The 26,131-nt window shown below is 41.0% G+C and carries 28 protein-coding genes; 8 read left to right on the top strand and 20 right to left on the bottom strand.

Going from position 1 to position 26,131, the window contains the following annotated elements; translation table 11 throughout:
• Positions 1 to 220: 220 nt before the first annotated feature.
• On the top strand, positions 221 to 700 hold the full coding sequence (locus tag B4F91_RS10025; RefSeq protein ID WP_286937940.1) for an RNA recognition motif domain-containing protein: 480 nt from the start codon (positions 221 to 223) through the stop codon (positions 698 to 700).
• On the opposite strand, the gene murI is transcribed toward B4F91_RS10025, so the two are convergent.
• Positions 663 to 1,460 (bottom strand): glutamate racemase, encoded by a 798-nt coding sequence (gene murI / locus B4F91_RS10020; protein WP_286937942.1) that lies wholly within the window; start codon positions 1,458 to 1,460, stop codon positions 663 to 665. The two genes, B4F91_RS10025 and murI, sit on opposite strands and share 38 nt — an antisense overlap.
• Positions 1,461 to 1,525: 65 nt before the next feature.
• Complete coding sequence (locus tag B4F91_RS10015) at positions 1,526 to 2,665, bottom strand: DUF5610 domain-containing protein (RefSeq protein ID WP_096042405.1); 1,140 nt, start codon at positions 2,663 to 2,665, stop codon at positions 1,526 to 1,528.
• A 165-nt stretch (positions 2,666 to 2,830) separates the two neighbouring features.
• On the opposite strand from B4F91_RS10015, the gene trmA reads away from it, so the two are divergent.
• Complete coding sequence (gene trmA, locus B4F91_RS10010) at positions 2,831 to 3,928, top strand: tRNA (uridine(54)-C5)-methyltransferase TrmA (RefSeq protein WP_064387293.1); 1,098 nt, start codon at positions 2,831 to 2,833, stop codon at positions 3,926 to 3,928.
• A 10-nt stretch (positions 3,929 to 3,938) separates the two neighbouring features.
• On the opposite strand, the gene B4F91_RS10005 is transcribed toward trmA, so the two are convergent.
• Genes B4F91_RS10005 through ccoG form a run of 5 tightly spaced genes read right to left on the bottom strand, consistent with a single transcriptional unit; the run spans position 3,939 to position 8,213 of the window.
• Positions 3,939 to 4,391, bottom strand: coding sequence for a DUF523 domain-containing protein (locus tag B4F91_RS10005; RefSeq protein ID WP_055255782.1), 453 nt, complete (start codon positions 4,389 to 4,391; stop codon positions 3,939 to 3,941).
• 58 nt (positions 4,392 to 4,449) lie between these two features.
• Positions 4,450 to 5,088: a thiol:disulfide interchange protein DsbA/DsbL gene (locus tag B4F91_RS10000; protein ID WP_004588433.1), complete on the bottom strand. Its 639-nt coding sequence runs from the start codon at positions 5,086 to 5,088 to the stop codon at positions 4,450 to 4,452.
• A gap of 18 nt (positions 5,089 to 5,106) precedes the next feature.
• Positions 5,107 to 5,730, bottom strand: a complete 624-nt coding sequence (locus tag B4F91_RS09995) for a thiol:disulfide interchange protein DsbA/DsbL (protein ID WP_096042407.1) — start codon at positions 5,728 to 5,730, stop codon at positions 5,107 to 5,109.
• A 30-nt stretch (positions 5,731 to 5,760) separates the two neighbouring features.
• Positions 5,761 to 6,735, bottom strand: coding sequence for a serine/threonine protein kinase (locus B4F91_RS09990; protein WP_096042408.1), 975 nt, complete (start codon positions 6,733 to 6,735; stop codon positions 5,761 to 5,763).
• Between the two features lie 47 nt (positions 6,736 to 6,782).
• Positions 6,783 to 8,213, bottom strand: a complete 1,431-nt coding sequence (ccoG, locus tag B4F91_RS09985; RefSeq protein ID WP_029773308.1) for a cytochrome c oxidase accessory protein CcoG — start codon at positions 8,211 to 8,213, stop codon at positions 6,783 to 6,785.
• Between the two features lie 288 nt (positions 8,214 to 8,501).
• Between ccoG and B4F91_RS09980 the strand changes: the two genes are divergently transcribed.
• Complete coding sequence (locus B4F91_RS09980; protein WP_286937948.1) at positions 8,502 to 8,861, top strand: hypothetical protein; 360 nt, start codon at positions 8,502 to 8,504, stop codon at positions 8,859 to 8,861.
• Complete coding sequence (locus B4F91_RS09975) at positions 8,861 to 9,067, top strand: hypothetical protein (protein ID WP_004588438.1); 207 nt, start codon at positions 8,861 to 8,863, stop codon at positions 9,065 to 9,067. Before B4F91_RS09980 ends, B4F91_RS09975 begins: the two co-directional genes overlap by 1 nt.
• A 32-nt stretch (positions 9,068 to 9,099) precedes the next feature.
• Here the strand turns inward: B4F91_RS09975 and B4F91_RS09970 are convergent, their stop codons facing one another.
• The 13 genes from B4F91_RS09970 to gspC form a co-directional block, all read right to left on the bottom strand.
• A complete protein-coding gene (locus tag B4F91_RS09970) occupies positions 9,100 to 9,687 on the bottom strand; it encodes a UPF0149 family protein (protein ID WP_024032548.1) in 588 nt (195 codons plus the stop codon).
• A gap of 18 nt (positions 9,688 to 9,705) precedes the next feature.
• Positions 9,706 to 10,464, bottom strand: coding sequence for a type II secretion system protein N (locus tag B4F91_RS09965; protein WP_286937949.1), 759 nt, complete (start codon positions 10,462 to 10,464; stop codon positions 9,706 to 9,708).
• 3 nt (positions 10,465 to 10,467) lie between these two features.
• Positions 10,468 to 10,941: a type II secretion system protein GspM gene (gspM, locus tag B4F91_RS09960; RefSeq protein ID WP_024032550.1), complete on the bottom strand. Its 474-nt coding sequence runs from the start codon at positions 10,939 to 10,941 to the stop codon at positions 10,468 to 10,470.
• Positions 10,938 to 12,146, bottom strand: coding sequence for a type II secretion system protein GspL (gene gspL, locus B4F91_RS09955; RefSeq protein WP_286937951.1), 1,209 nt, complete (start codon positions 12,144 to 12,146; stop codon positions 10,938 to 10,940). Before gspL ends, gspM begins: the two co-directional genes overlap by 4 nt.
• A complete protein-coding gene (gspK, locus tag B4F91_RS09950; protein WP_248463363.1) occupies positions 12,143 to 13,129 on the bottom strand; it encodes a type II secretion system minor pseudopilin GspK in 987 nt (328 codons plus the stop codon). The genes gspL and gspK overlap by 4 nt, the downstream gene beginning before the upstream one ends.
• Positions 13,129 to 13,749 (bottom strand): type II secretion system minor pseudopilin GspJ, encoded by a 621-nt coding sequence (gene gspJ, locus B4F91_RS09945; protein WP_004588444.1) that lies wholly within the window; start codon positions 13,747 to 13,749, stop codon positions 13,129 to 13,131. Before gspJ ends, gspK begins: the two co-directional genes overlap by 1 nt.
• Before the next feature lie 3 nt (positions 13,750 to 13,752).
• The gene (gene gspI, locus B4F91_RS09940; RefSeq protein ID WP_024032554.1) at positions 13,753 to 14,124 is read right to left on the bottom strand and encodes a type II secretion system minor pseudopilin GspI; all 372 of its coding nucleotides are present in this window, start codon (positions 14,122 to 14,124) and stop codon (positions 13,753 to 13,755) included.
• Positions 14,125 to 14,126: 2 nt separating this feature from the next.
• Positions 14,127 to 14,711 (bottom strand): type II secretion system minor pseudopilin GspH, encoded by a 585-nt coding sequence (gene gspH / locus B4F91_RS09935; RefSeq protein ID WP_004588446.1) that lies wholly within the window; start codon positions 14,709 to 14,711, stop codon positions 14,127 to 14,129.
• A 50-nt stretch (positions 14,712 to 14,761) separates the two neighbouring features.
• Positions 14,762 to 15,184 carry a type II secretion system major pseudopilin GspG gene (gene gspG, locus B4F91_RS09930; RefSeq protein ID WP_004588447.1) on the bottom strand — a complete coding sequence of 141 codons (423 nt, stop codon included), beginning with the start codon at positions 15,182 to 15,184 and terminating at the stop codon, positions 14,762 to 14,764.
• A 79-nt stretch (positions 15,185 to 15,263) separates the two neighbouring features.
• A complete protein-coding gene (gene gspF, locus B4F91_RS09925) occupies positions 15,264 to 16,499 on the bottom strand; it encodes a type II secretion system inner membrane protein GspF (RefSeq protein WP_004588448.1) in 1,236 nt (411 codons plus the stop codon).
• A 2-nt stretch (positions 16,500 to 16,501) separates the two neighbouring features.
• The gene (gene gspE / locus B4F91_RS09920) at positions 16,502 to 18,070 is read right to left on the bottom strand and encodes a type II secretion system ATPase GspE (protein ID WP_004588449.1); all 1,569 of its coding nucleotides are present in this window, start codon (positions 18,068 to 18,070) and stop codon (positions 16,502 to 16,504) included.
• Entirely contained in the window at positions 18,063 to 20,132 is a 2,070-nt protein-coding gene (gspD, locus tag B4F91_RS09915) for a type II secretion system secretin GspD (protein ID WP_054983939.1), read from the bottom strand. Before gspD ends, gspE begins: the two co-directional genes overlap by 8 nt.
• Positions 20,133 to 20,155: 23 nt before the next feature.
• Positions 20,156 to 21,097, bottom strand: a complete 942-nt coding sequence (gene gspC / locus B4F91_RS09910) for a type II secretion system protein GspC (RefSeq protein WP_286937954.1) — start codon at positions 21,095 to 21,097, stop codon at positions 20,156 to 20,158.
• Positions 21,098 to 21,310: 213 nt separating this feature from the next.
• On the opposite strand from gspC, the gene hslR reads away from it, so the two are divergent.
• The 4 genes from hslR to B4F91_RS09890 all read left to right on the top strand — a co-directional run bounded on the left by hslR (position 21,311) and on the right by B4F91_RS09890 (position 25,665).
• A complete protein-coding gene (hslR, locus tag B4F91_RS09905; RefSeq protein ID WP_024032559.1) occupies positions 21,311 to 21,733 on the top strand; it encodes a ribosome-associated heat shock protein Hsp15 in 423 nt (140 codons plus the stop codon).
• Positions 21,734 to 21,745: 12 nt separating this feature from the next.
• Positions 21,746 to 22,591 carry an Hsp33 family molecular chaperone HslO gene (hslO, locus tag B4F91_RS09900; protein ID WP_264391113.1) on the top strand — a complete coding sequence of 282 codons (846 nt, stop codon included), beginning with the start codon at positions 21,746 to 21,748 and terminating at the stop codon, positions 22,589 to 22,591.
• Positions 22,592 to 22,852: 261 nt separating this feature from the next.
• The gene (locus tag B4F91_RS09895) at positions 22,853 to 24,391 is read left to right on the top strand and encodes a phosphoenolpyruvate carboxykinase (protein WP_004588454.1); all 1,539 of its coding nucleotides are present in this window, start codon (positions 22,853 to 22,855) and stop codon (positions 24,389 to 24,391) included.
• 161 nt (positions 24,392 to 24,552) lie between these two features.
• Positions 24,553 to 25,665, top strand: a complete 1,113-nt coding sequence (locus B4F91_RS09890; RefSeq protein ID WP_264391112.1) for a PepSY-associated TM helix domain-containing protein — start codon at positions 24,553 to 24,555, stop codon at positions 25,663 to 25,665.
• Positions 25,666 to 26,131: the final 466 nt, after the last annotated feature.

The following is a 26,131-nucleotide window of genomic DNA, read 5'->3' as shown; positions in this document are numbered from 1 at the left end:
CCGAAAACAGATCAACCCTTTTTTTAGATCTTTTTACTGTTCGAACAAAAATAGAGCAAAACAGTGTAAAACTAGCTAAATCACTGGCTAAGATGATGCTTTTTTATACTGATTTTTATTATTTAATATAAATTTCATTGCTATGTTCGTTTAAGACGTTAAGATAGCAAGTTCACAATGTTAAATTAATGTTTATTTCCTGTTTATTGGTAGATCTAAAATGAAATTACCCGATCAAAAATCTTTTATCTTCTCTGTTATTCTTGCTGTAGTTGGTTTTGTTATTGTTGAGTTTGCTTTAGGCAGCTTAGCTTTAAGCCCAGCATTGCTATTTGGTGCTGGTTTATTAATTGGTGGGATTGCTATTGCTGCAATATCATCGGAAGGTGGTGAAGAAGCTGAAGTTAAAACAAAAACACTTTATGTTGGTAATCTTCCTTATCGTGCAAATGAAGGTGTTGTTCGCGCTTTGTTTGAAGAACAAGGTAAAGTTTTCAACGTGCGCCTATTAAAGGATAAAAATACTGGCAAACGTCGTGGCTTTGGTTTTGTTGAAATGGCACAGGCAGATGCAGACAATGCAATTGCTAAGTTAAACGATAGTGAGTTTCAACAGCGTACTTTAAAAGTACGTGAGGCAAAACAAAAACAAGAAGATAATTCTAGCTCTTTACGCACTGAGACGGATCAATCAGTGTAACGTGCTTTATAGCTAGCTTATTACTCAAAACATCAGCCGTTGCATAATATTGCAGCGGCTTTTTTTTGTCTGTAAATTTATTTCCAAAGTTATGCTGCTCTAGTAGGTAGTTTACTCTGCTAGCAATGGCCGCGCCTGAATCGAGTAATTGCACTGCGTTATTAAAGTACGCTTGTATAGCATCGCTAAGAATTGGGAAATGTGTGCAGCCTAGTACAAGTACATCTATATCTGAGTTAATGCGCAAACGCGTAAGCTCTTTGTGCAGTTTGAGTGTATCTAGCTGCTGAGTGAAAAATAACTGCTCTGCCAATGCCACCAGCTCAACACTGTTATATAAGCTCACTGTTACGTTGCTGGCATGCTCTTTTATTAATGTATGAGTATAGGGACTTGCAACTGTGGCGGGGGTTGCCAATAAGCCGATGTGCTTTGTGCGAGTTACTTCAGCAGCAGGCTTTATTGCTGGCACTACGCCGACAATAGGTATTGATGTAATTTTGCGTACTTCACTTAAGGCTGATGTAGAGGCCGTATTGCAGGCTATAACAATAAGGTCGACACCAAGCGCGTTGTGCTCAATAAAATAAATGAGTGAGCATAAACGCCCTATAATAGTTTGCTGGGTTTGCGCGCCATAAGGGAGTAACGCATTATCCATAAAGTAGCTGTACTGTGCATCTGGAATACGCTTTTGAATATGCTCAAGCACGGTGGTGCCACCTATACCTGAATCAAATACCATTATGTGGGCTGACAAACTTTGGTTCCTACTGTTTATTGAGAACGGCAGTTTGCCATGAGGTACTTATAAAAGAAAGCAGTTTAGCTTTGCTCAGACTTTAGCGCGTCGAGTGCATCGCCCGCTGAATTTAATTGGTTTAAGTTTTCAAACATTGCCTGTGTGTAATCAACTAGCTGATCGACCGCTGCTTGATCTTGGTTTAGCCACTCTATAATACCGGCAAGCTGATCTTGTAGGCCTAGTTGCGATGCTTTATCAAATGCATTTTTTAGATCGTCATTAAAAGGCGCGATCGCATCGGCTACCTCTTTTGATGGGTTTGGCTGATATTGCTCATAACTTTTAACGGTAGCGACTGTTTTCGTTTGGCGAAGATCCATTGAAAATGCAACAAGTTGCTCACTGCCTAAGCTCAGCTCTTGTGCTTTTTCAAATGCTTCATCCAAATCACCGCTAAAGAATGTTTTACTTACACCTTGTAGCTCTTCCATCATGGCATTAATGGCATCTTGCTCTTGTTCGTTTAAATCACCATTAACTGACATTGAAAAAGACAGCTCTCGAGATTGCGACGACGAGCTGGCAAACGATTCGCTGTTATTGCTTTGTTGATACCCGCTCGCTGTTTGAGACTCATATGCATCAGCAAAGCTAATACTGACCTCATCACCTTCGGCTGTTGTAAACTTATACTCGGCATTGCTGCTCATGCTTACATATTGTGCTTGGCTTACGCTAACACTGGCCGCTTGTGGGTTAAATAGGGTTTGCTCAAACTCATCAAGCCCCTCAAAAATGCCTTCTTTTGACTTGTCGATGCCCTCTTGCATTTCTTCGTTAAATACACCGGTGCCTTTTAGTTCATCAACCGCTTCGTCTATACCGGTTTGAACACCTGAGCGCGCATCATCTAACATATTTTTTAATTTATCGTCATCGGCACCATTGGCTTTGGCTTTATTAACTGCGCCAGATACAAAGTCGAGTACATTTTTTACTATTTCATCAAAATCGAATAAAGGTTTATCGGCTTGTTTTTGCTCAACAGGTAAACCTAGCTGCTCTGCCATTTTGTCGCCAAGCACTTTTGCAGCAAGTTCTCTGCCTCGCTGTAATGAACTTTCTTGCGGAGATTGGATTGTTGGCTGCTGTAGCGCCTCTTTATTATTGAATTTGTTTACGTTGTTGTTTGGCGTATAGCCATAATTACCGATTTTCATGATCCACCTCCGTTACGTACTTAGCTTATTATCGGCTAATAGTGACAAAACTAAAGTGCATGTTTAAAAAAACAGCAACTTTATTATCAGCAAAACTAGACAAATACTGCTCGCTCCCTACAATAGCGCCGATAAATAGATCTCATAGATAAGGTAGTAGCATTAATGGCAGTGATTAAAATAGATACCACACAGTACGATACGCAGCTAAATGAAAAAGAGCAGCGTATTACGTCGCAATTTAAGCGATTTGGTGTGCAAGCGTTAGAGGTGTTTAGCTCAGAGCCAATTAACTACCGCCAACGTGCTGAATTTAGAGTATGGCACGATGGGGATGATCTATTTCATATTATGTTTGATCAGGCCACGAAAGAAAAAATTCGCGTCGACACCTTTGACCCTGCCGCGCCATTAGTTGGTGAAGTTATGCAGGTGATGATTGATAATTTAAAGTCGTGTGAAGTATTACGTCGTAAGCTGTTTCAAATCGATTATTTATCGTCATTAAGTGGCGAGATTTTAGTAAGCTTGCTTTATCACAAACCACTCGATGAGCAGTGGCTAACTGAAATAAAAGCCCTGAAAGAAAAACTGAGCAGCAAATACAATATTGACTTTATTGGTCGTGCGCGCAAACAAAAAGAAGTACTAGGCAATGATTTTGTTACTGAGCGTTTAACCGTAAACGGCCAGGAGCTTATTTATCAACAAGTAGAAAATAGCTTTACGCAGCCTAATGCTAAAGTGAATATAAAAATGCTGGAGTGGGCACAAGACTTATGTAAACCACTGAGTAATGACCTGCTGGAACTTTACTGTGGTAATGGTAATTTCTCTATTGCATTGGCGGGTTCGTTTAATCGCGTATTGGCTACTGAAATATCTAAGTCTTCTGTGCATTCAGCGCAATACAACATTGCTAAAAATAAGGTAGATAACTTAGATATAATTCGTATGTCGAGTGAAGAGTTTACCCAGGCAATGAATGGCGAACGTACCTTTTCGCGTTTAGAGGGGATAGATTTAAAAAGTTACGATTGCCAAACTATTTTAGTCGACCCTCCACGCGCAGGTATGGATACCCTTACCTGTGACTTAGTAGCCAACTACGAGAACATTATTTATATATCGTGCAACCCAGAAACGCTTGAGCGCGATTTAGATCACTTAACCCGTACTCATAATGTTAAGCGCTTTGCGATATTTGATCAGTTCCCTTATACGCATCACATAGAATCGGGTGTTTTCTTACAAAGAAAATAGTGAGTTAATATTATAATGCCAGCACCTTTATAAGTGCTGGTATTTGATTTTCACTAAACACTTCAATTTGATGCTCCATCAGCAACTTAGCAGTCATGCCCATGCCCTGTACTTTTACCCCACTATGGCTACCATCGTAAATTGTATTTCTACCACACGAAGGGCTCGACTCTTTAAGTAAAGCAAAACGAATTGCATGCTCATTACATAAGTCTAGGGCTTTAGCTGCACCTGATTTAAATTCTTTAGTTACATCCTCATAAGTGCTCGTTACGACTCTCCCTTGTTTTATCTCTGCTGATGCTCTAGGTGTTGGCAATCCACCAGCCACCTCAGGACAAAACATAACTAACCTATTTTCTTTACGCCATACATTAATTTGCGGGTGCGATAATGCTTGGCTTTTACCATCGTATCGAACAGGTAAGCCAAATAAACAACTCGATATTAATATTTTTTCCATTGCTATATCCCTATAAACAAAAAAAGCTCCTTACGGAGCTTTTTTGTTTTAGCAAACCTTACTTGTTCGCTAAATAGTTAATTAATTTACTAATATCTTCTGGCGCGGTAATACCAGACTCACGGCCTAGATTTAATTTGTATTTACCATTTACGATAAAGGTTGGTACGCCACGTAGCGCGCCTTTTTCTTTAAAGTAATTTTGGTCACGCTTCATTTTAGAGCTTAATGTACGTACCGAGAAGCTTTTGTATAGTTTATCAAACTTATCGCCATCAACACCCTGCGCTACAAACACATCTTTTACATCTGCAAGCTCGTTAAATTTAGCGCGCTTAGTGTGAATGTGATTAAAAATAGCCGCAACAATTTTATCTTTTTGTGGAAGTACTTCCGCAGTGGCCAGCGCTTGGCTCATCATTTGTTGGTTTTCTGGATCGCGAACACCGACAAAATCAACATGGCTCTTTTTAAATTTAACGTCTTTGTCTAGCTTTGGCTTAAACTCACCAATTAACGCTTCCATGTTATTACAAGCAGGGCAATAAAATGAGAAAAACTCTTTTACTTCTGGCTTTTTAGTCGCACGCTCTGCCACTACATCGTAATGCACGCCCTCTTCATAAGTGGCGGCTACACTGCTCGCAGCCATAGGTAGTAGTAATGCAAGTAGACCTGCTTTAACTAATTTGATCATTGTTATTGTTCTCCGAGATTAAAGTGTTAGTAAAAAAGCAACTAACTCATTCAGTTCTTGCTGGTTATTAATGGTGTTAATGTTTATTTTATATTTATCGTTTACGATAAAGGTAGGCACACCGGTTAGCGCACCTAGTTTTGAATATTTGTTTTGTTTATCTTGCATTGCACGCTCAGCTGAAATAATTGGCATGCTGGCAATGTCTTTATCAAACGTTGCACTATCGATACCATTAACTTCAAGCAACTTTTTAACGTCTTTCATTTGCGTTAAAGGTGCGCGCTGTACATGAATACTTTTAAAAATTTGGTCGCTGATACTTTGTGCTTGACCGTGCTTTTTACCGATTAAGTAGGCGTAGCTTAAGTTACTTTGCGCCTGTGGTGATACACCGCCTAAAAAGTTAACGTGATTTTTTATAAATTCAGTGCCCTCAGGTAGGCTTTTTTCAATTGCCTGTGCAACAGGCTCAAATTTAAAACAATGCGGACAGTAAAACGAGAAAAATTCGGTTACTTGCGGCTCTGCGCTTTTTTCTACATCAATAACAGTATACTGGTCATCGGCTTCAAACTGTGCAGCAAGGGCTGCAAATGGTAAACATAAAAGTAGTAGGCTCAGTTTCAATTTTTTAAGCATTGGTATCTCGTGTATTTTTTAAATAAAATTTTATGGCAATAACTTCAGCGGAGCTTCTTGCAGTGCTGCAAGCTGCTCTTTAAGCGCTAGAATTTGTTGCTCCCAGTATTTGTCTTCAGCAAACCATGAAAAGTTCCGTACGAACGCAGGATCACTCCATCGTTTAGCTACCCAACCCATATAGTGAATAATACGCATTGCACGAAGCGGTTCAATTAATTTGAGTTGAGTGTGGTCAAAATCACAAAACTCTTCATACGCATTTACAAGGGTGTCTAACTGTAACAGCTGTGTTTGACGATCGCCACTGAGCATCATCCATAAATCTTGAATGGCCGGCCCCTGACGAGCGTCATCTAAATCAACAAACATAAGTGCTTCGCCTGCCCACAAAATGTTACCTGCGTGGCAATCACCATGTAAGCGGATCTCTTGCACATTTTTATACTGTGCTTGCGCTTGTTCAATAACCAAGTCCAATATGGTGTAAAAAGCCGTGCTGATCCCCATAGGTACCAAATTACTTTTTTGCAGATGAACTTTAGCTGTATGCAAATATTCTTCGCAGCTAAAGGTGGGTCTGTGCTCAAAGGCTTTACTTTTAGCCACCTGATGCATACGGCCAATTAAACGACCCATTACATCAAGCTGATCCAGGTTATCAACTTCAAATTGTCGCCCGCCTACACTTAGAAATAACACAAATACATAACCTTGGTGCTCAAATAAGCTTTCTCCGTTGTGCTTAATGGGTGCAACAACGGGTACTTCGGCCTCAGCTAATTCAAATGCAAAGTCGTGCTCTTCTTGTATTTGCGCTTTGCTCCAGCGCTCTGGTCGGTAAAACTTAACAACGTAGCGCAGGCCATCTTCCGCCTTAAATTGGTAGACTCTGTTTTCGTAGCTATTAAGTGCTAATAAACCTGACTCTGCATATATACCAACGCTTTCTATCGCATCGAGAATTAAGTCGGGCGTTAAATCTTCAAAACTAAATTTACTCATGGGCTTCTTAATGTAAAAAGCGGGTTACCCCGCTTTTGTTAGTGTGTTTATCGCGCTTTAAAAAAGTTACTCGGTTGCGATATGCTTTCATCGGGGTCATTAACCGGTGAAAGTACAAAGTTAAACTCCGTCATTGGCGCTTTTAAATCATACGGGTCCATTACAAGTGACAATGGCACATTATGCGATTGCCCTGCTTGCACTGTAAATGTTTGCTTGCCAATGTACTTAAAGTTTTCAAGGCCTTGAACATCAATATTAAAGGTTTGCTCGTACTGCGCCTTGTTGATTACTTTTAATGTATAGGTGTTTTCTACCAAGCCATTAAAGTCAACACGATACAGTTGGTTACGGTCTCGTATTATGTCAAAGTCCATAGGCTTTCTAAATGCAATGTTAGCCACCAGCGCACTGGTAAGCACCACCAGTATGACCGTGTAACCTATGATTTTAGCTCGCAGTGGGTTGGTTTTATTTTCAGGTGTTTCGAGATTGCGCTCAGTAGTATAAGAAATAAGACCCCGCGGATAATCCATTTTATCCATTACACCATCGCAGGCATCAATACATGCGCCACAGTTTATACACTCGGCTTGCAAACCATTACGAATATCTATCCCTGTAGGGCACACCTGTACACACAAGTTACAGTCTATGCAATCGCCCATATCTAAATCTTCGTGGGCAATTTTACGCGAACGTGGGCCTCGGCTTTCGCCGCGTTTTTCATCGTACGTTACGGTGTAAGTGTCTTTATCAAACATAGCTGATTGAAAACGTGAATAGGGGCAAATGTGTAAACACATAATTTCACGCATCCACCCTGCATTAGCGTAAGTACACGCTGCAAAGAAAATAATACTTACCAGCGCGTAACCACCTACATTAAAGGTCACAAAGTCAGGGAGTAATTCACGGATAGGCGTAAAGTATCCGACAAACGAAATCGCCGTATATAAGGCAAATAAAACCCAACTGGTGTGCTTTGCTGTTTTTCGCCAAAACTTATCAAAGTCCATCGGGCGTTGATCTAGCTTTTTACGCTGATTCGCTGTGCCTTCAAACTTTTCTTCAAACCAAATAAATATAAAGGTCCATACAGTTTGCGGGCAGGTATAGCCACACCATACTCGGCCATAAAAGGTAGTGACCAAAAAGAGTGCAAACGCGGCCAACATAAATATAAAGGCTAATATAGTGAAATCTTGCGGCCACAGCGTTAGCCCAAAAATATTGTACTTTTGGCCTACTAAATCAAATAACACAGCTTGCTGGCCATTAAAATTTATCCAAGGCAAGAGCATAAAGGCAAGCATGCCTAAAAAGCCTATACGCTGTCTAAGTAACTGATGAAGCCCTTTTACTGCGCGAACATAAATTCGGTTACGTGGGTTAAACCTGTCGTCTTGGCGGCTTAAATCCGGTTGTTGGATTTTAACCTCTGCAGGTATATTCTTTACTTTAATTTGCTTGTCCATCGAAGTTCCTCAACGCCGCTTGGAAATAAAAACGTAGCAATATGTGCGTATTCTATACTGTAACTGTAGTTCGTTAATGGTAAGTGTGATTAGTTTAAATAATCAGCTGTTTGAATACTTTCAGATATTTCAGAAATATCTAACTGCTGTTGGCTATTATAACAATACTGGCTAAAATTACAGGCATAGATTGCTAATAATTTATTCATCTCAGTTACTTGCTTTTAAAATGCAGTTTATTACACTGCTTGCTAAATTTACCCCATTAAGATCAAGGTTTACGCATTCATGAAAAAGTTTATTATATTGGTCATTCTGATCCTTGCGTTTTTTACTATTGATCACCCACTAGTTAAAGAGCCCCGCGAAAAGCTATTAGGTGAAGGTGTGGTTTTTTTAAGTGATGCGAGCAAAATAAACCGTAGCCCAGCAGCCAATATGGCTAAAAACCGTATTAGCAGTGCGTTAAAGCTCTCTGAGTCTGAGCACGAATATATTGAAAAAACCTTTACCACTGATGATTCAGTGCAGTTATTTCATTTACGTTATTGCCGCGAGCGCGACCTAAATTTATATTTTTACGAAGAGCGTTTAAATACAGTGTGTAAAATTGTATCGGATGCATTAGAACAAAAGAGAGCTAAGTAGTGGATTTTTCGCAGTTAAACAAAAAAGCGAGTGACTCTTTTCATAAACAGCGCACAATACTTAAAAAGCTATCGCAAGGAAAAACCTTGCATTGTGAGCAGTGCGGCGAGGTGTTAACACTCGATTTAGCCACCAGCGAGCCGGGTAAAGGCGTTGTTAAGTGTAAAAAAGGCTGCACTGATATTATTTTAGAACTTGGCGCTTAATTATTCTAAGCGCCGTTTAATATACCTAAAGGCTACTCTTCCCACCCTTCATCTGTAATCAGCCCACTGTTTATGGCTACCACCTCAATAAGCTCGGCAAAGCCTAATGCAAAGTCGCCCATTGACTCGTACTGATACTGGTATAAGGCTTCGAGTGTCATGCTATTTTGCTGCGCAATTTGCACTCTTGTTTGCTCATCAACAGCAAAAAAGCTAAGCGTACTTAGCGCACTCTCTAGTGCTTCTTTGTACTGAGGCTCTAAAGCGGGAGCTGTTAATAGAGGTTGTGCGTATTCTTTAGTTGCACGTAAAAAACCTTCACTCCACGCTTGGGTATAGTCTAGGTCAAAATTGGCGGGTAACTTGTAACCGGTTTCGAATACTTGCTCACTAATTTGATGGTATAACGCCATAAATAAAAACAGTATTTCTTCGTCTAAATCGTTAGCCGTATTAGGCACAATATGCGCTAACCACTGGTGAACTTCTAATGGGCTTGGCGAACAAATAACCCCAAATAGATAGCCTTGGCTTTGTGTTAAGGACATAGCCTGAGGTTGAGTACTTAAAAATGCACTTAATTGCTGTGCGTGTTGTTCGTTAAACTGTGGTAATTGCATTAAATCTCTTTTATTACATTAAAAATTTAGTGGGTAGCGGCCCTGTGCATCGGGGCGGCCTAAAAACTTAACCGCGTCGTGTACATCTTTTGGTAAGCTAGCATCAGGTTTAACATAGCCTGCTACTTTAAAGTCAAAGTTAGCTTTAAGTGTTGCGTCGGCTTCAAGGCCTAACGTGTTATTTGGGTCGACCAAAATAGCTATATCGCCCGACTTACAGCTTAACATGCCACTCAGTGGGCCTATATTAAACCAGCCATTAAAGCCTTTAACATCTATATTTGGGCTGGCAATCTCGCCTTTTAATGACTCACAATAAGGCACACCTGAGGTGTACTCGTTAAGCTCTAAAATGACTCGACCTTTAGCCGTAGCTGGTATAGGTAGTGCAATACGTTGCATGGCACGCTCTACGGTCGAGCGAATTATACCATCGGTAACTTTAACCACATTGTTAAATAATCCGTAATTCACATCAGCATAGCCCGAAATATCGCTACGCTCACGCGGATTACCAAATTTTAAGTTAGCATTTAAATTACCCGTAAATAACTGCCAGCCAGCAATATCCCAGCGTACATTATTTAGCTGCTCGTCTTGATAGCGCACTTGCATCATCTGACCTTGCCATACACTCCCTACGGTTTTCCCTATTTCAAGCTGTTTTGGTAAGTACGGCTTAGCTAGGTCTAACGCAATGGCCGCTGGTAATTTCATTATGCAAAACACAATAAAACTAATAAAAAATACCACTGATAATATTATTATTTTTTTCATTAATTACTTCTCTAGTACTAAGCGGCTTACACGTACAAACCCTGATTTATCATCTTTGCTTAAATCAAGGTTCTCTACTCTTAAGCCATGCTGATTAACCAGTTCGTCTAACCATTCTATTAATTGATTAAACTCTACCGAATCAAGCGTTAAACGTAACGAGTTATCGTTAGGCTGCATTTTACTAATAGTAATACGGTAACGACTACGCGTTGAATTAACCACTTGGCTAATATTTTGATTGCTAATTGCCTGCGTGTTACCCGCCGCTTTTAACTTTACTATGCTTTCATCAACCCATACGAGCAGCTCTTGCTGAGTGACGTACGACTTTTTAGCTTTATCTATGGCGTTATTTAAAGGTCTAAAAATTCCCATTACTAAAACAAAAACAACAAATATACCACCAGCAACCATAATCAATTGCTGCTCTTGCTCTTTTAAAGAGCGCCAGTATTGCATTATTTGCTTTTTCATACTGCACCTCGCAGTTTAATTTCGCCTACGACAAAATCGCCATCGTTATTTAACGACCCTTGTTCAACCGTTAACCCTTGTTGCTCAAGTATACTTTTTACTTTACCAAACGTTTGAAAGTCTTTTGCGCGTGCGCGTATTCGCAGCTCATTACGGCGTTTATCGTAACGTAGGGTTTCTGGCGTAAATTCGCTTACTTGCGAAAAAACGCCAACCAATTGGCTGGTCAAATCTAAAAATCCAGCTTCACTTTCGCCATTAATGGTTTTAAGCGCGCCCCTGATTTGGCTTTTAATTAAGTTAGGACGTACTTTAGTTCCGGGGAATGCTTTTTGGTATCTATCCACTACCTGGGCTTTAGCAAGCTCAACACGCGAGTTAAGTTGATTTAGTTCAACAAGCTTTATAGCAATGGTAGCAAATAAAGCAACACCGGTAATAATGGCTGCGCCTTTCCAATAACCCCACCACAGTGCACTTTTCTTTTTAAGCTGGTGCATACCTTGGCGTAAATTAAATTTAACGCTGGTAAGTTGTTTAGCAAATAAAGCCAATGGTAAATCGTAGTCGCTTGCTTGCGAAATTAGGTTAATACATTCAGGAAACTGATTAGCTGGGCTATAGTGCTTTACGCTCGGCTCGCCAAGTGCACTTAAGTAATCCCTTAGCCAGCTATTCTCAACGGCACTAATATGCCAATCGCCTCTTTTAAATAACCACTGATTATTAAGCTCTATGGCGGTTAATGTATCATCGTCGGCTGTAGGCAGTAGCAGGGCATCAGGTAAAATGGTGTATACCGCCAAGTTATGCTCTGAAAATAAAGCAAGCCAGGTCTCAAACCACTCGCGGTCAGTTAAGGCAACTTTAATTGCATGCTGCTCATTAATCATAGTGGGCTCGCCAATTGCGACAAATAGCTCGTCTATATCGCACGCAATATCTTCTTCAAGCATGTATGGCAACGCTTGCTCTAACTTACGATTCCACTTAGTCGGCAACGCCACTGTTTTAAGCTGCACCTGATCGCTAGGCAGTAATACCACTACCTCGCGGGTTTGCGCTTTTTCACTTAGCTCACTTAAACGGCTTGCATCGGTTAATTCCCCACTGGCAATTATTTCTTGTTCTTGTGGTGAATAAATTAACCAATTTAATTTATCTTGCTCTGTTTGACCCGTGCGGATCAGCAGTATTTCTGTCACTGTACGCCTCCAAATTTTCGCGCCAGTATCGTTACTTCGCCATTTTTGGCATGAAGTAATGTGGTCATCGAAAAACGCAAATCGACAAATGTCGCCTGCGTTTGTAATTTAAAATATTCGCTGTTAATACTAAATAGTTCTTTAACCGAATCTAAATTTGTACCGCCTTGCTGCTGTACCTCGGAAAAAAATTCATCCACGCTATCAAATCCGGTTTCAGGGCGAGCTGCTATAACAGCCTCTGCGCCCGATAACGATAATTCGTCAATCATGGCACTTAAAATAAGTGCCTGTTCGGGAAGTAACGTATTGACGTTAATCGATAATAAGGGAGACCCCGGAATAACACACACAAAAGGTAATACCTTTTCCATTACTAGCGGATTAAAACCTTTTACCAAACGCAGCTCAGAAGGTGATGCAAATAAACTATTTGCGCTCATATAAGGGTAATCACGCGATAAATACTCGTCTTCTTCAGCGCCTGAACGATAGGTAATGCTGTTTTCATCAAGCCAGTCAAATACACTGTCTGCCATTGCTTCTTCGCTTTCCTCGGCAGGTAAATCTTCAATGTTTTCTAATAATGCAAAGAGTGCTTTATGAGCAGGGTTGGTTTTGCTGGTAGAGTTTGGGTCTGGCGCTTCCCCTAATGCATTTAAATTTAAACACGCCTGTAAGTCAGTAATTTTACCGCTTAGAGTACCGTTATCTACAGGGGATTGGGTGTCGCCTTGTTTGGCCCAAACCTGATCTAACGAGGTTTTGTCAGGATCATCGTCTTTACTTAACTTTAGTGCCTTTATTGCCAGCTCTTCACCGCCGTAGGCATACCACTTTGCTTGTTGGTGACCTTGCAGGTTAGTGCTTTTTTGAACCTGCACCATTAAATTAGCACTCATTTCTACGGCTAATATCGCGGCCAGTGCAACAATAAACAGCACAATAACTAATGCGGCACCGCGTGATTCGCGCTTATTCATTAATTACTCTCCCCGCTATTTTTTCCCTGCCCGGGTACTAAAAAAACACGACGAATAGGCTCTGCCTCAATTTGCTGTAGAGTAACCGCAACCGCTTTAGGTAAGGCTTTTATTTGCCATTGCTCTTGCCATTCGTTGTTGGCATCTAAAAATTCAAATTTAAGCTCTTCAATACCTTTTAAAACAACTTGGACCCGCGGCTCCATATTATCAAGCTGATCTACATACACTCTGTATACACGCTCTAAATTGTCATCAAGCACTCTATACCCTACGGCTTGTAACTCAGAACGAGGCAACAAGTTAATTGGGTTTACCCAGCCATCGCGTACAAATGCAATACCATCGTATTGGCTTTCTAATATATAACGCCCTGCGAGTAAGTATTGCTCTTGCGCATCACCGGCTTCGTTACGTACAGTGCGCTGAGTCATTTGGCTAAAGTCTTGATCCATTAACCTAAATGCGGTTTGTAGGCCGTTAAGCTCCGCTATTTTTTCATCAGACGCTTCTTTTGCTTTGGTGGTTGAGTCTAAAATTTGGTGAGTAGCCATAATCACCACCGCTAAAATAGCCATAGCAACTAATACTTCGATTAATGTAAATCCGCGCTGCTTCACTTATTAACTACCTTTATTTAAATAAGTTGAAAGCTCGTACACCGATTGCTCGTATTTTTCGTCGCTAAAAACATTTATGGTCACTTTTACAAAGCTTTTGTCTGCAGTTTTTGCTATTTCTTGCTTCCAAAACCACTCAACGCCCGCCATTACTTCGCTGCCGCGCGCGCCATTTTTAGCCTGCCAATCTTTACCTTTACTACGCTGCACCACCAGCACATTTTCTGCTACCCACGATGCATACGTTTGCTCTTCAAGTGTTGTTAAATGATTTATATGCTCGCCGGTTGCTTGCATAGCTGCAATCCCAGCCATAGCACAAATACTTAACGCCACAAGCACTTCGAGTAAGGTAAAGCCTTTATTTAGCCTCATTATTATGGCTCTTTTCGCAAATTAACAGGGGCTGTAAATTCCCCTTCAATGTAATACACAGGCTCGCTTTGCTCTTTTAATTCAACAATAAGCTGAAAGGCGCTGACCTCGCCAGATGATAAAATAAGGACTTGCGGTATTTTTAGTTTTTCAAGCTCTAATAAGCTATCGTCATCGCCGCCGCTCATTAGTTCACGCCAATTTGCTTGCTCAAGTAAGTTCTCTTGTGACCAGGCTAAATCTTCTAAATTGAGCGTGAGTTTTAACCGTTCATCCAGCTCAATGGGCTTGTAAAGGTCTTCGCGGTCAAAGGTAATCCATTTTTCGCCATCAAATACTAAAAACTCAAGGGTGTTTTCCTCAACCATTAAGCCAAGTTCTATTTGATTTAAAATAGCAAATTCAGAGGCCATGTTAATGGTGGTATGCAGCCTAAGCGCTTGTGTATCAAGCTCATCTTCGGCACCGCCTTCTAAGCTGTATACCACCATTTTGGTCGCAAATGCGATAATAGTAAGTACCACTAAAATTTCTATTAAGCTAAACCCACGGTGGTGGGCGCGCATACGATTAAGGCTTACTTGCATAGTAAGCCTCGTGCAATCGTATTTAACCATACTGCTTGGTTAAGTCGCATTTATTGCTCGTCTTCGTTCCAGTTGCCAATATCATCATCGGTACCGGCTTCGCCATCAGGTCCCATCGAAAAAATATCAAACTTGCCAATTTCACCTGGGCTAATTAGCTGGTACGGGTTGCCCCATGGATCTTCTGGTAATTCATTTACAAAACCACCATCAGGGAAACGCTTAGGAATTGGCTCAATGCTGGTTTTATTGACCAATGCTTCTAGGCCTTGCTCTGTGCTTGGGTAGCTTTTATTTTTAAGCTTGTATAAGCTCATTGCATCTTCAAGCTGTTGAATATCTAGATGTGCTTTATCGATAGCAGCTTCTTCTTGTTGGCCCATAATATTAGGCGCCACAATTGACATAATCATCCCGATAATAACCAATACCACCATTACTTCGAGTAAAGAAAAACCTGATTGTTTATTCACGTAAATACCTCATTTTCCAAAAACATAATTTAATTTGGCGTCATCTAAGTAAATACTAACTTAGCTAACCCCTTAAAGCTTAAAGTCCTACCGCTTTATTCATTGCCATTATTGGCTGTAAAATAGCCATTACTATAAACAAAACAATCACCGCCATTGAGGCAATCATTGCTGGCTCTAATAATTTTAATGATACGTTTACCATACTTTCAAACTCACGGTCTTGGTTATTAGCCGCGCGCTCTAACATTTGTTCTAGCTCACCTGATTTTTCACCGCTGGCAATCATGTGCAGCATCATCGGCGGAAACAACTTAGTTTGCTGTAAAGCCGCTCTTAGGCTTGCACCTTCACTGACTCTATCGGCAGCATCTGCCACCGATTTTTTCATTTTTTTATTCGCTAATACACCACCCGATATGCGCATACCTTCAAGTAGTGGTACTGAGCTTGACGATAAAATACTGAGCGTACGTGCAAAACGCGCGGTATTAATACCCCGTGCTACTTTACCAAAACCAGGCATGTGTAGTACGCGGTCGTCCCACCAAAAGCGAATTTTAGGTTGTTTAAGTGCATGTTTAATGCCTACTGCCAGCGCAGTAATGACTAACAAACTTATAAACCAATAATTTTGTACAAAGTGGCTGCCTGCCATAACCCATTCGGTCGTCCAAGGCAGTACTTGCTTAGTTTTTTCGAAGGTTTTTAAAATTTTAGGCACAACGGTACCGAGTAAAACCGAAACAATACCAATAGCAAAAATAACCAAAATGGTAGGATAAACCATGGCTTGAGTAATTTGGCTGCGCATGTGTTGGCGCTGTTCGGTGTAATCGGCAAGGCGATTTAATACTTGGTCAAGGTGCCCTGATTTTTCACCTGCGGCTACCATTGCTCGGTATAAATCGTCAAATACATGTGGAAATTCACTCATGCCATCGGCCAGTGTATAACCCTCTACTACCTTTGAACGTACCGACATAAGCATACGTTTTAAGCGAGGCTTTTCACATTGCTCTGCCACCGCCATGACAGCCCCTTCAACTGGCAATGCCGATTGAATGAGCGTAGCAAGCTGGCGCGTAATAAGGGCTAAATCGGAGGTTGATACGCTGGGTTTAAAAAAACGACTTAATAACGGCGTTTTTGCGCCACTAACTTGTTTTTCCCCTTCTGCTGCAGGGACAACTTCAAGCGGCGTAAGTTTTTTTTCGCGCAGCGCTTGGCGAATTTGTTTAGCTGTATCGGCTTCTAAAATGCCTTTTTGTTCTTTCCCTCGGCCATCAAGGGCACGGTATTCAAACGCCGCCATGGTTAGGCTTCCTCACGGGTAACGCGTAGAATTTCTTCAAGGGTTGTTTTGCCTGCCAGTACGCGGCTACAGCCATCTTGGCGTATGCTTGGGCTTTTTTGGCGAATGTATTTTTCAACACTTTGCTCGCCTTTACCGCTGTGGATCATTTCGCGTATTTCTTCATCAACCACCAGTAATTCATGAATACCAGTACGCCCGCGGTAACCATTAAAGTTACACTCTTCACAGCCTACTGCGCGGTAAATTGTAGGTGCGCTATCAAACGGTACACCTAGCAGCTCACACTCACGTTCATCAGCAGTGTGGCCTTCTTTACAGCTATTACATAAAGTACGTACTAAGCGCTGCGACAGCACGCCTAACAATGACGATGACAGCAAGAATGGTTCTACACCCATGTCTTCCATACGGGTAATTGCGCCCGAGGCAGTGTTGGTATGTAGCGTAGACATAACTAAGTGACCTGTAAGCGATGCTTGCACGCCAATTTGCGCGGTTTCAAGGTCACGTATTTCACCGACCATTACCACATCGGGATCTTGACGTAATATTGCACGAAGCCCGCGGGCAAAGGTCATATCTACTTTGGTGTTTACTTGTGTTTGGCCAATCCCCGGAATTTCGTACTCTATTGGGTCTTCTACCGTTAAAATATTACGATCGCGAGAGTTTATTTGGCTCATACCGGCGTACAAGGTGGTACTTTTACCAGAGCCCGTTGGGCCAGTAACCAAAATAATACCGTGTGGTTTACTAATTAAATCAGCAAACAACTCTCGGTTTTGCGGCGTCATGCCTAAATCTTCAAGGTTTAAGCGAGCATTGTTTTTATCAAGTAAACGCAGTACTACACGCTCACCAAAGCTTGATGGCATGGTAGATACACGCACATCTACTGCACGCCCTGCAATACGAAGGCTAATACGACCATCTTGCGGAATACGTTTTTCTGCTATATCTAGTTTCGCCATTACCTTAATACGCGAGACGAGTAACGAAGCAAGCTTACGATTAGGTTTAAGCACTTCTTTTAATACGCCATCAACCCTAAAGCGAATCACAAGCTCTTGCTCAAAGGTTTCGATATGTATATCGGATGCACCTTCTTTAATTGCTTCGCTTAACATGGCGTTGATTAGTTTGATGATAGGCGCATCATCATCGCCGGCTAATAAATCTTCGGTTTGTGGGAGTTCATCGGCAAGGGAGAATAAATCGACCTCATTACCAATATCTTCCATCATTTGTTGTGTTTCAGAACTGTCACGCTGATACGCAGCCTCTAATAGTAACTCAAATTTATCGTCTGCTAATTGCTCTAGGGTAAAGCCTTTACCTGCAATGCGACGCACTTCTAGCAATACTTCAACATCTAGCTCGCCGCGGTAATACACAACTTGCTGTTCATTATTTTTACTAAGCAGTACACCCGCTCTGCGCGCATAGGAAAAAGGTAAACGCTTTGGAGGCAACTCAACTAAATCGTTACTTGTAAGTAACTCCTCAGAGCGTGTTTCATCACTACGATGAACCACGTCTTCGTTTATTTGTTCTATTGCGCTAGTCATCTTCACGCTCTGCACGTTCTTTAGAGCTCAATGCTTTTAAGTGCTCTTCATAAGTTGGTGGCAGAATAAGCTCATCATCCCAAGATGGAAGTAAAGGAACATCTGAATTTGGCATAAGCTCTATGCCATCTTCTTTCTCTTTCATTTGCTCGCCACGGATAAAGTTATACTTATTAAAGCTTAACTTATTCATATTAACGCCATCGCGAATAATAGTTGGACGAATAAATACAATAAGATTACGCTTACGTTTGGTCGTATTAGTTGACTTAAATAAGTGACCTAAAATTGGGATATCACCTAAAATTGGTACCTTAGATACACTCTCTTGTACGTCTTCATCAATTAAGCCGCCTAACACAACCATACCGCCATCATCAGCCATAACGGTTGTGGTAATGGCGCGCTTATTAACAGAAATATCGACAGCGGTTGCACCACTTACACTCGATACTTCTTGTTCAATTAATAATTGTACTGCTGAGCCATCGTTAATTTGTGGGGTTACTTTTAGTTTTACACCCACCTCTTGGCGTTCAATGGTTTGAAATGGATTATCGTTATTACTGCCTGTTTGCGAACCAGTAATAATGGGCACTTCTTGACCCACTATCATCGACGCTTCTTCGTTATCCATGGTGGTAATTGAAGGTGTAGCCAGTATGTTTGAGTTAGTGTCAGTTGAAACGGCCTGAATAATTGCACCCCAGTCGTTTTTAACTAGACCAAACGCTAAGCCATTAACACCGCTTAATAATGAAGCAAGCGCGGTGTAATCACCTTCTGACGTTTCATCGTAACTGGTAACTAAGCCACTTTCTGAGCCTATTACTGTTTGAGTAGTGGTTGTGTCTTGCGCTTGAATACCTGCAACCGCTAATGAGCCTACAGGCACAGTTGAGCCATTATTAAACTGCAACATACCGCCATCTTCTGAAATCCATTGCGTACCTAAGTTAACGCCATCCGATTCCATTACTTCAACAATAATCGCTTCTACAAGTACTTGCGCACGGCGAATATCGAGCCTATCAATCACGGTCTCTAATGAGCGCATGGTATCGGGCTGTGCTGTAATAACTAATGAGTTTGAGTCAGGGTGAGCTTCAATACTGGCATCGTTTTTATTGTTTGTGCGAGTTTTACTTGTGCCTTGGCCATCTTCTGCAAGCGTTTTACTTACGCCTTGCAGTACTTTTACTAAATCCTCTGCTTTGGCGTAGTTTAAGTAAAATACTTTGGTATTACCTTGGCTTTCAAGTTCGCCATCTAGGCGCTTAATTAGTTCTATAGCACGGGTACGGGCTTGCCCTTCACCGCTTACTATTACGCTATTAGTACGGCCATCGGCAACTACCTTAGGGATCAAAAATTCAGGAACGCTGCCTTTACCGCTGTCTTTGTAAATATTTTCAACAACCGATACTACATCGTCTGCCGTTGCATATTTAAGCTTAACAATATCTACACGCTTATCACCGGCTTGATCCACCGAGCGAATGATTTCTACTAAGCGATTAACCGACGCTGCATGGCCAGTAAGCATCATGACATTGGCAGCATTAAAGTTTGCTACATGGCCACCGTCTTTTTGGTCGCTAAATTGACGTACTAATGGACCAAGCTCTTGAACACTTACATTTTTAACGCGTACCACACGGGTGATCATCATATCGCCCGATGCAGCGCTGTTTTCTGTAATTAGCGGCACATTTGATTTTTTAGCGTCAGAGCTTTTTTCAATCTTGATAATACCGTTGTCCATTTCTACTGCTGAGTAGCCATACACTTCGAGTACATTTAAGAAAAATTGGTAGTACAGCGCTTCATCCATTAACTCATAACTGCGTACGTTTACTTTACCGCGCACATTTGGGTCAATGATCACTGTTTTATTAAGGTTTTTACCAACAATGTTTATAAACTCGTTGATATCTGTGCCTTTAAAGTTTGCAGCATATTCAACAGCTGAAACCGACAACGAAATACTGGCTGCTAAAAAAAGCGCTGCGTACTTAGCTAACCCTTTTTTAATTTTTTTGAGGTGTAGCACCTGAACCATTATGTTAAAACTCCAAAGCTAAGTTATTGCAGGCTAAATTGCACATCGATTTGCTCACCATCACGTTCTATCGTAATTGTGGCATCGCTGGTATTACGCAGCTCATTAATAGCTGCCATTGCCTGTTGTAAATCTGTTAATTGGTAACCGTTAATAGCCACGGCTAAATCATTATTCTGTAGGCCCATTTGTTTAAATAGAGCAGGCTCTTTACCTGGGCTTAAGCGATAGCCGATTAACTCGCCATCGCTCATTGCTTGTGAAACACGAATATAATCAAATAACTTACCAGGTTCACTTAGTAGCTCTTCTCGTGTTTCTATTATTGCTTCTTTTACATCTGGGTCAGCGGTTGCGTTAATTTGCAACTCGCTTTGTTCTATTTTTTGCGGCCCCATGTCTTGTGCTTCGCGAGCGGCAAGCACAGGCATAGACACTTTTTTACTAAAGTCGAGACCATCTAGCATTAGCGTTTCAAATCGCCCGTTTACACTTAAAATAACGCGATCGGGAAGTATTTGCGCAACCTCTGCACGGGTGCCTTGTACAACCTCTTCAACTAAGTAACTAACTTGTCGTCCCTGTGACTCAATAATAGCAATACCTGCCTTGTCGTCGTTACTTACAGCAACAATACCAGTTAGATTAATACTTAAGCGTGTTTCTGGTGCATTATTAATTACTTCGTTTTGCTGCGCAGTATTGGTTTTATTTGTTACAGTTTTTTTACCAAATAAAAATTGCTCTATAATATTTTGTACTGAGGTAGTACTAGAAGCCTTCGATGCGGCTGAATAGTGAGATGGAGCAAGCGGTGTAGAGACCGGTTGTGGCCATACCAGCCAAACTAATTTTGAGAGTAAATAAGCAAGATAAACAACGACTAACAGCGTAACTACTGCGCTTAATTTAGCATGGGGTAGCCGTGTTAAAAATTGTTTAAGCTGTTGAATTTGCTGTTCCATAATAATGTTCTTATTTTAATTTACTGCATAAGCGCGTACCCATAGTACCCTTTCATTTTTCATTCAACAAGCACACTAATATTAAACTTTGTAAACAGATTAATATAACAATGTAATGTTGACTAAAAAACCAGCATGCGCCGTAATACCTTCATCCTACGATGATTTCATGATAAATTTTACGATATATAAATAGTCGATTGAAGAAGCCTAATGAGTAAAAAAAATAATACTAATGCCGACTCAGACCACAACAGTGAGCCAAAAGTTCGATTAGATAAATGGTTATGGGCTGCGCGCTTTTATAAAACCCGTGCGCTTGCACGCGAAATGGTGCAAGGCGGCAAAGTACATTATAATGGGCAACGTACTAAAGCGAGTAAAATTGTGGAGGTTGGCGCAACCATAAAACTTGCCCAAGGCGTTGATGAAAAGCTTATCAAGGTACTTAAAGTGCTTGAAAAACGCCAAAGCGCCCCCATTGCACAGACCTTGTATCAAGAAACTGATGCAAGTATTGCAAAACGCGAAGAAAACGCCATCGCACGCAAAAATAACAGCTTCTTTGCTCCACATCCGGATAAAAAGCCCGATAAAAAGCAAAGACGCGAACTTTTAAAAATGAAATCAAGTTAGGTATAGCCGCTCATGCAACAAGATTTACTTCACCGTTATTTATTCGACAAACTCGATGTTCGTGGCGAACTCGTTCAAATTGAGCACGCCTACAACGAGATGATAGCTAATCACAATTACCCTGAGCCAGTTAAAGCATTATTAGGTGAATTACTCGTTGCAACGTGTTTATTAACTGCTACTTTAAAGTTTGAGGGTGAAATCGCCGTTCAGCTACAAGGCGATGGCCCTGTTAAATACGCTGTTATTAACGGCGACGATAAACAAAATATGCGTGGTATTGCGCGCATGCAAAGCGAGGTTAGCGGCACAACGGTAAAAGAGCTTGTAGGTAAAGGTTATATGGTTATTACCATTACTCCAACCAAAGGCGAGCGTTATCAAGGCATAGTGCCTCTTGAGCACGATACATTAAGTAAATGTATTGAAAGCTACTTTGAGCAATCAGAACAGTTAAAAACGCGCCTTTGGTTTGCAACCGAAACAACAGAAGGGAAAGCCAAAGCCTGTGGGTTGTTTTTACAAGTACTGCCTGTTGATAAGCAAAAATCAATTAATGACTTCACTCACTTAGAAGCCTTAAGCGATACAATTAAACGCGAAGAGCTATTAGAGCTTGATGCCAATACCGTATTAACGCGCTTATATCACGAAGATAACCCGCGCGTATTTGACCCGCAAGCTATTACATTTAAATGTGGCTGTAGTAGAGAGAAAACCATTACTGCTTTAGTTAATGTAGGCCAACAAGCATTACTTGATGATGTTGCTGAAAATGGCGCTGTTAACATTAGCTGTCATTATTGCCTAAAAGAATATGTTTTTGACGAGCAAGATATTAAAAATATTTTTAATTAACCTCCCACCTCATAATCAAATATAAAGCCGCAAAATATGCGGTTTTATATTATAAAATGATGATACCGGTGTCATGAATTTTGTTAATTTACTGACACCGGTATCATTGAAATTATTCATGTTTTTTAGCAAATATATGTGTTTTTAGGGCCTTTACAGGCTCGAATATCTCAAATCCTTCTGTTACTATAATTTCAGCTTAAGGGAACTAAGAACCCAGAGCTATCCCGTTCAAACTCTCACACATAGTTAGGTATAAACATGACTACAAGCGCAACACGTTTTGTCGATTTAACCGCAGCTGAACTTGTCGAGCATGCGATTCGTCGTGGCGAAGGGACACTAGCCGCAAATGGAGCCTTTGTTGCAATTACAGGCAAGCGCACTGGTCGCTCTCCTAAAGATCGCTTCATTGTAAAAGAAGCAACAACGCAAGATGATATCCAATGGGGCAATGTAAACCGCCCATTCGATGCTGACAAATTTGACGCTTTATGGGCTCGCGTAGAAGCACATGTGCAAAGTAATGACCACTTCACCTCTCACCTAGAAGTTGGCGCAGACCCTGAGCACTATCTACCTGTAGTTGTTACTACAGAAACAGCGTGGCACCATATTTTTGCTAAAAACATGTTTATTGAGCCTAAAAACTATAATGCATCTGATTTACCCCAATGGCAGGTAATGAATGTGCCTTCGTTTGTTTGTGACCCACAACGTGATGGCACCAACAGCGACGGCACTGTTATTATTAACTTTGCTCAACGCAAAGTGTTACTTGCTGGTATGCGTTATGCCGGTGAAATGAAAAAATCGATGTTCTCCGTTCAAAACTTTCTTCTTCCAGCAAAAGGTGTATTACCAATGCACTGCTCTGCTAATGTAGGAGAAGCGGGTGATACAGCACTATTCTTTGGTTTATCGGGTACTGGTAAAACAACTTTATCGGCCGACCCAACACGCTTTTTAATTGGTGACGACGAACACGGTTGGGCACCAGGAAGCGTATTTAATATCGAAGGTGGCTGTTACGCAAAATGTATCGACCTCTCACAAAAAAATGAGCCAGTAATTTGGAATGCTATTCGCTTTGGTACAATTTTAGAAAACGTTGTACTTGATGAAACACGCACACCTGACTTTAACGATACAAGCTTAACGCAAAATAGCCGTGCTGCTTACCCGCTAGAGCATGTAGAAAAGCGCAAAGTTGAAAACCGTGCTGGCGAGCCAAAAGCTGTTGTATTTTTAACCTGTGATGTGAGCGGTGTTTTACCGCCGGTTTCTGTACTTAGCGAAGAAGCCGCTGCTTTTCACTTTTTAAGTGGTTACACAGCTAAAGTAGGCTCTACAGAGATTGGCTCAACTAGCGATATAGAATCTACATTCTCAACGTGTTTTGGCGCCCCTTTCTTCCCTCGCCCTGCAGGTGTTTACGCTGAGCTGCTTATGAAGCGTGTACGCGAATTTGGGGCAAAGGTTTACCTTGTTAATACAGGGTGGACAGGCGGCCCATACGGTACCGGTGAGCGTTTTGATATTCCAACTACCCGCGCTGTAATAGATGCAATCGTATCTGGTAAATTAGCCAATGTAGAGACCCAGCATATCGATGTATTAAATCTAGACGTACCAGTGGAAGTCCCTGGTGTGGATAGCAAGCTACTTAACCCAATTAATACATGGGAAGATAAAGCAAAATATAATGAATATGCAGCAAAACTTGCCGCTGACTTCACTGAAAACTTCGCTAAATACGATGTATCAGATGATATTAAAAATGCAGGCCCAAAAGCATAATTAATTACCAAGCCTGATTTAAACGCCAGCCTATAAAGCTGGCGTTTTTGTTTGCTAATCTAATTATTTTATTGCTGCGACATTTTGTCGCAGTTCTTTTCTATTAAACAAAGATACAATGCGCCATCCCTTTACTGCATATTTTTAATGGTCACTCTTTTATGCGTTTTAATGGTTCATGGCGAAAAATAGCAAGACGTGTACATTTATACCTAGGCTTATTTATCGGGGGTGTACACGCACTCATTGCTCTAACAGGTTCTATACTCGTTTATTACCCCGAACTAGATGAAAATATAAGTAGTTTAAGTACAGAAACAGCGAGGCCTATAAATTGGGATACCGCATATCAAACACTAAAAACTCACTACCCAGATAAACAAGGCTCGTGGCGTTTAGAAAGCACCAAAGATAAACATTATATTCCCGCAAGATATTACAACCAAAACGAAACAGTGGATCACGCTTTTGCACCACTTATGGTTTGGCTAAGCCCTGATGGCAGGCTTATATTACGTGAGGATGTATGGGGTAACTACTTTGTTACCTGGATTTATAACGTACACTTCTCGTTACTTGCAGGTAGCACTGGTACAATCGTTATAGGCTATATAGGAATAGGTAGCCTTATACTCCTCATATCAGGCCTATGTGCTTGGTGGCCTAAAAAAGGGCAATGGGCTAAGTCATTAAAGTTTAAAGCGCGCAGCTCTTTTCTGGGCGTGTTATATGACTGGCACAAGTTGCTTGGTTTAATTTTTGCTCTGCCTTTAATCCTATTAACAGCAACCGGCATAATGCTAGCAATACCCAAGCAAACCGATCCTTTAATAACAGCCCTGCTTGGAAATATAGATAAACCTAACAGCGCAATAATAAAACCCCAGCGCAGTATTTCTTTATCAGCAGCACTTAGTACAGCACAAGAGGCCATGCCAAATACACGGCTAGCATGGGTAGAAACCCCGTCAAATCACAATGCGGTATATCGGTTTAGGTTCAAAACCAAAAGCGATCCCTCTTATCGCTTTCCTCACAGTTATGTGCAAGTAAATGCAAGCACAGGAGAGCTCATAAGTGTTTTTAATATAGATAAGATGAGCATTGCCAGTAAATTTAAAAACTGGTTGCATCCACTTCACAATGGCAGCATTGGCGATCAGCCATTACGAATTCTATGGGTTTTATCAGGTGTAGCCACCGCTTTGTTATTTGCCCTGGGCCTTTTTAGGTGGCTCATTAGAACGAAACGAGTTAAGTACACTATAAGCTAATTACAAAACTTATTTAATATATCAAACGAGTTTTTCACAAACTAAACCTGCTTGTATAGCTAGCTACGTCATAAGTTACGAGCTGCTTACGCAGCGTAAATAAAAGCAAAAGCTATATAGATAGTCAAACCGCCTTATACAAAACTTAAGGTGCTACGCTTGATAATAAGCTAAGACCTATGAACTGTTTGTAAAATTAATTCATTACTTTAAGTTATATTGCGTGCTTTAATCGCGGGTTTCGTGATCCTCAAATCCACGCTACAAAGGAGTGGCGGAACTATATAAAGACAGGTATTTAACTTTTCTAGAGACGTAGAAAAAGCACTTCATTTCTCAAGCAGCTTTCTGGTATTAGGAGTCGGTGTGCTACGCAGTCAAATGTCGTGCGGACTAAGGTACGCATATATAAAAACACTATATTTACCATACAAAGATGTGCGGCGAGCCTTATCCTCGGGTTTCG

Origin of the sequence: Pseudoalteromonas sp. UBA6610, assembly GCF_002433295.1 — a bacterium.
GTDB lineage: Bacteria > Pseudomonadota > Gammaproteobacteria > Enterobacterales > Alteromonadaceae > Pseudoalteromonas > Pseudoalteromonas atlantica.
This window is presented reverse-complemented; position numbering and strand designations above follow the sequence as displayed.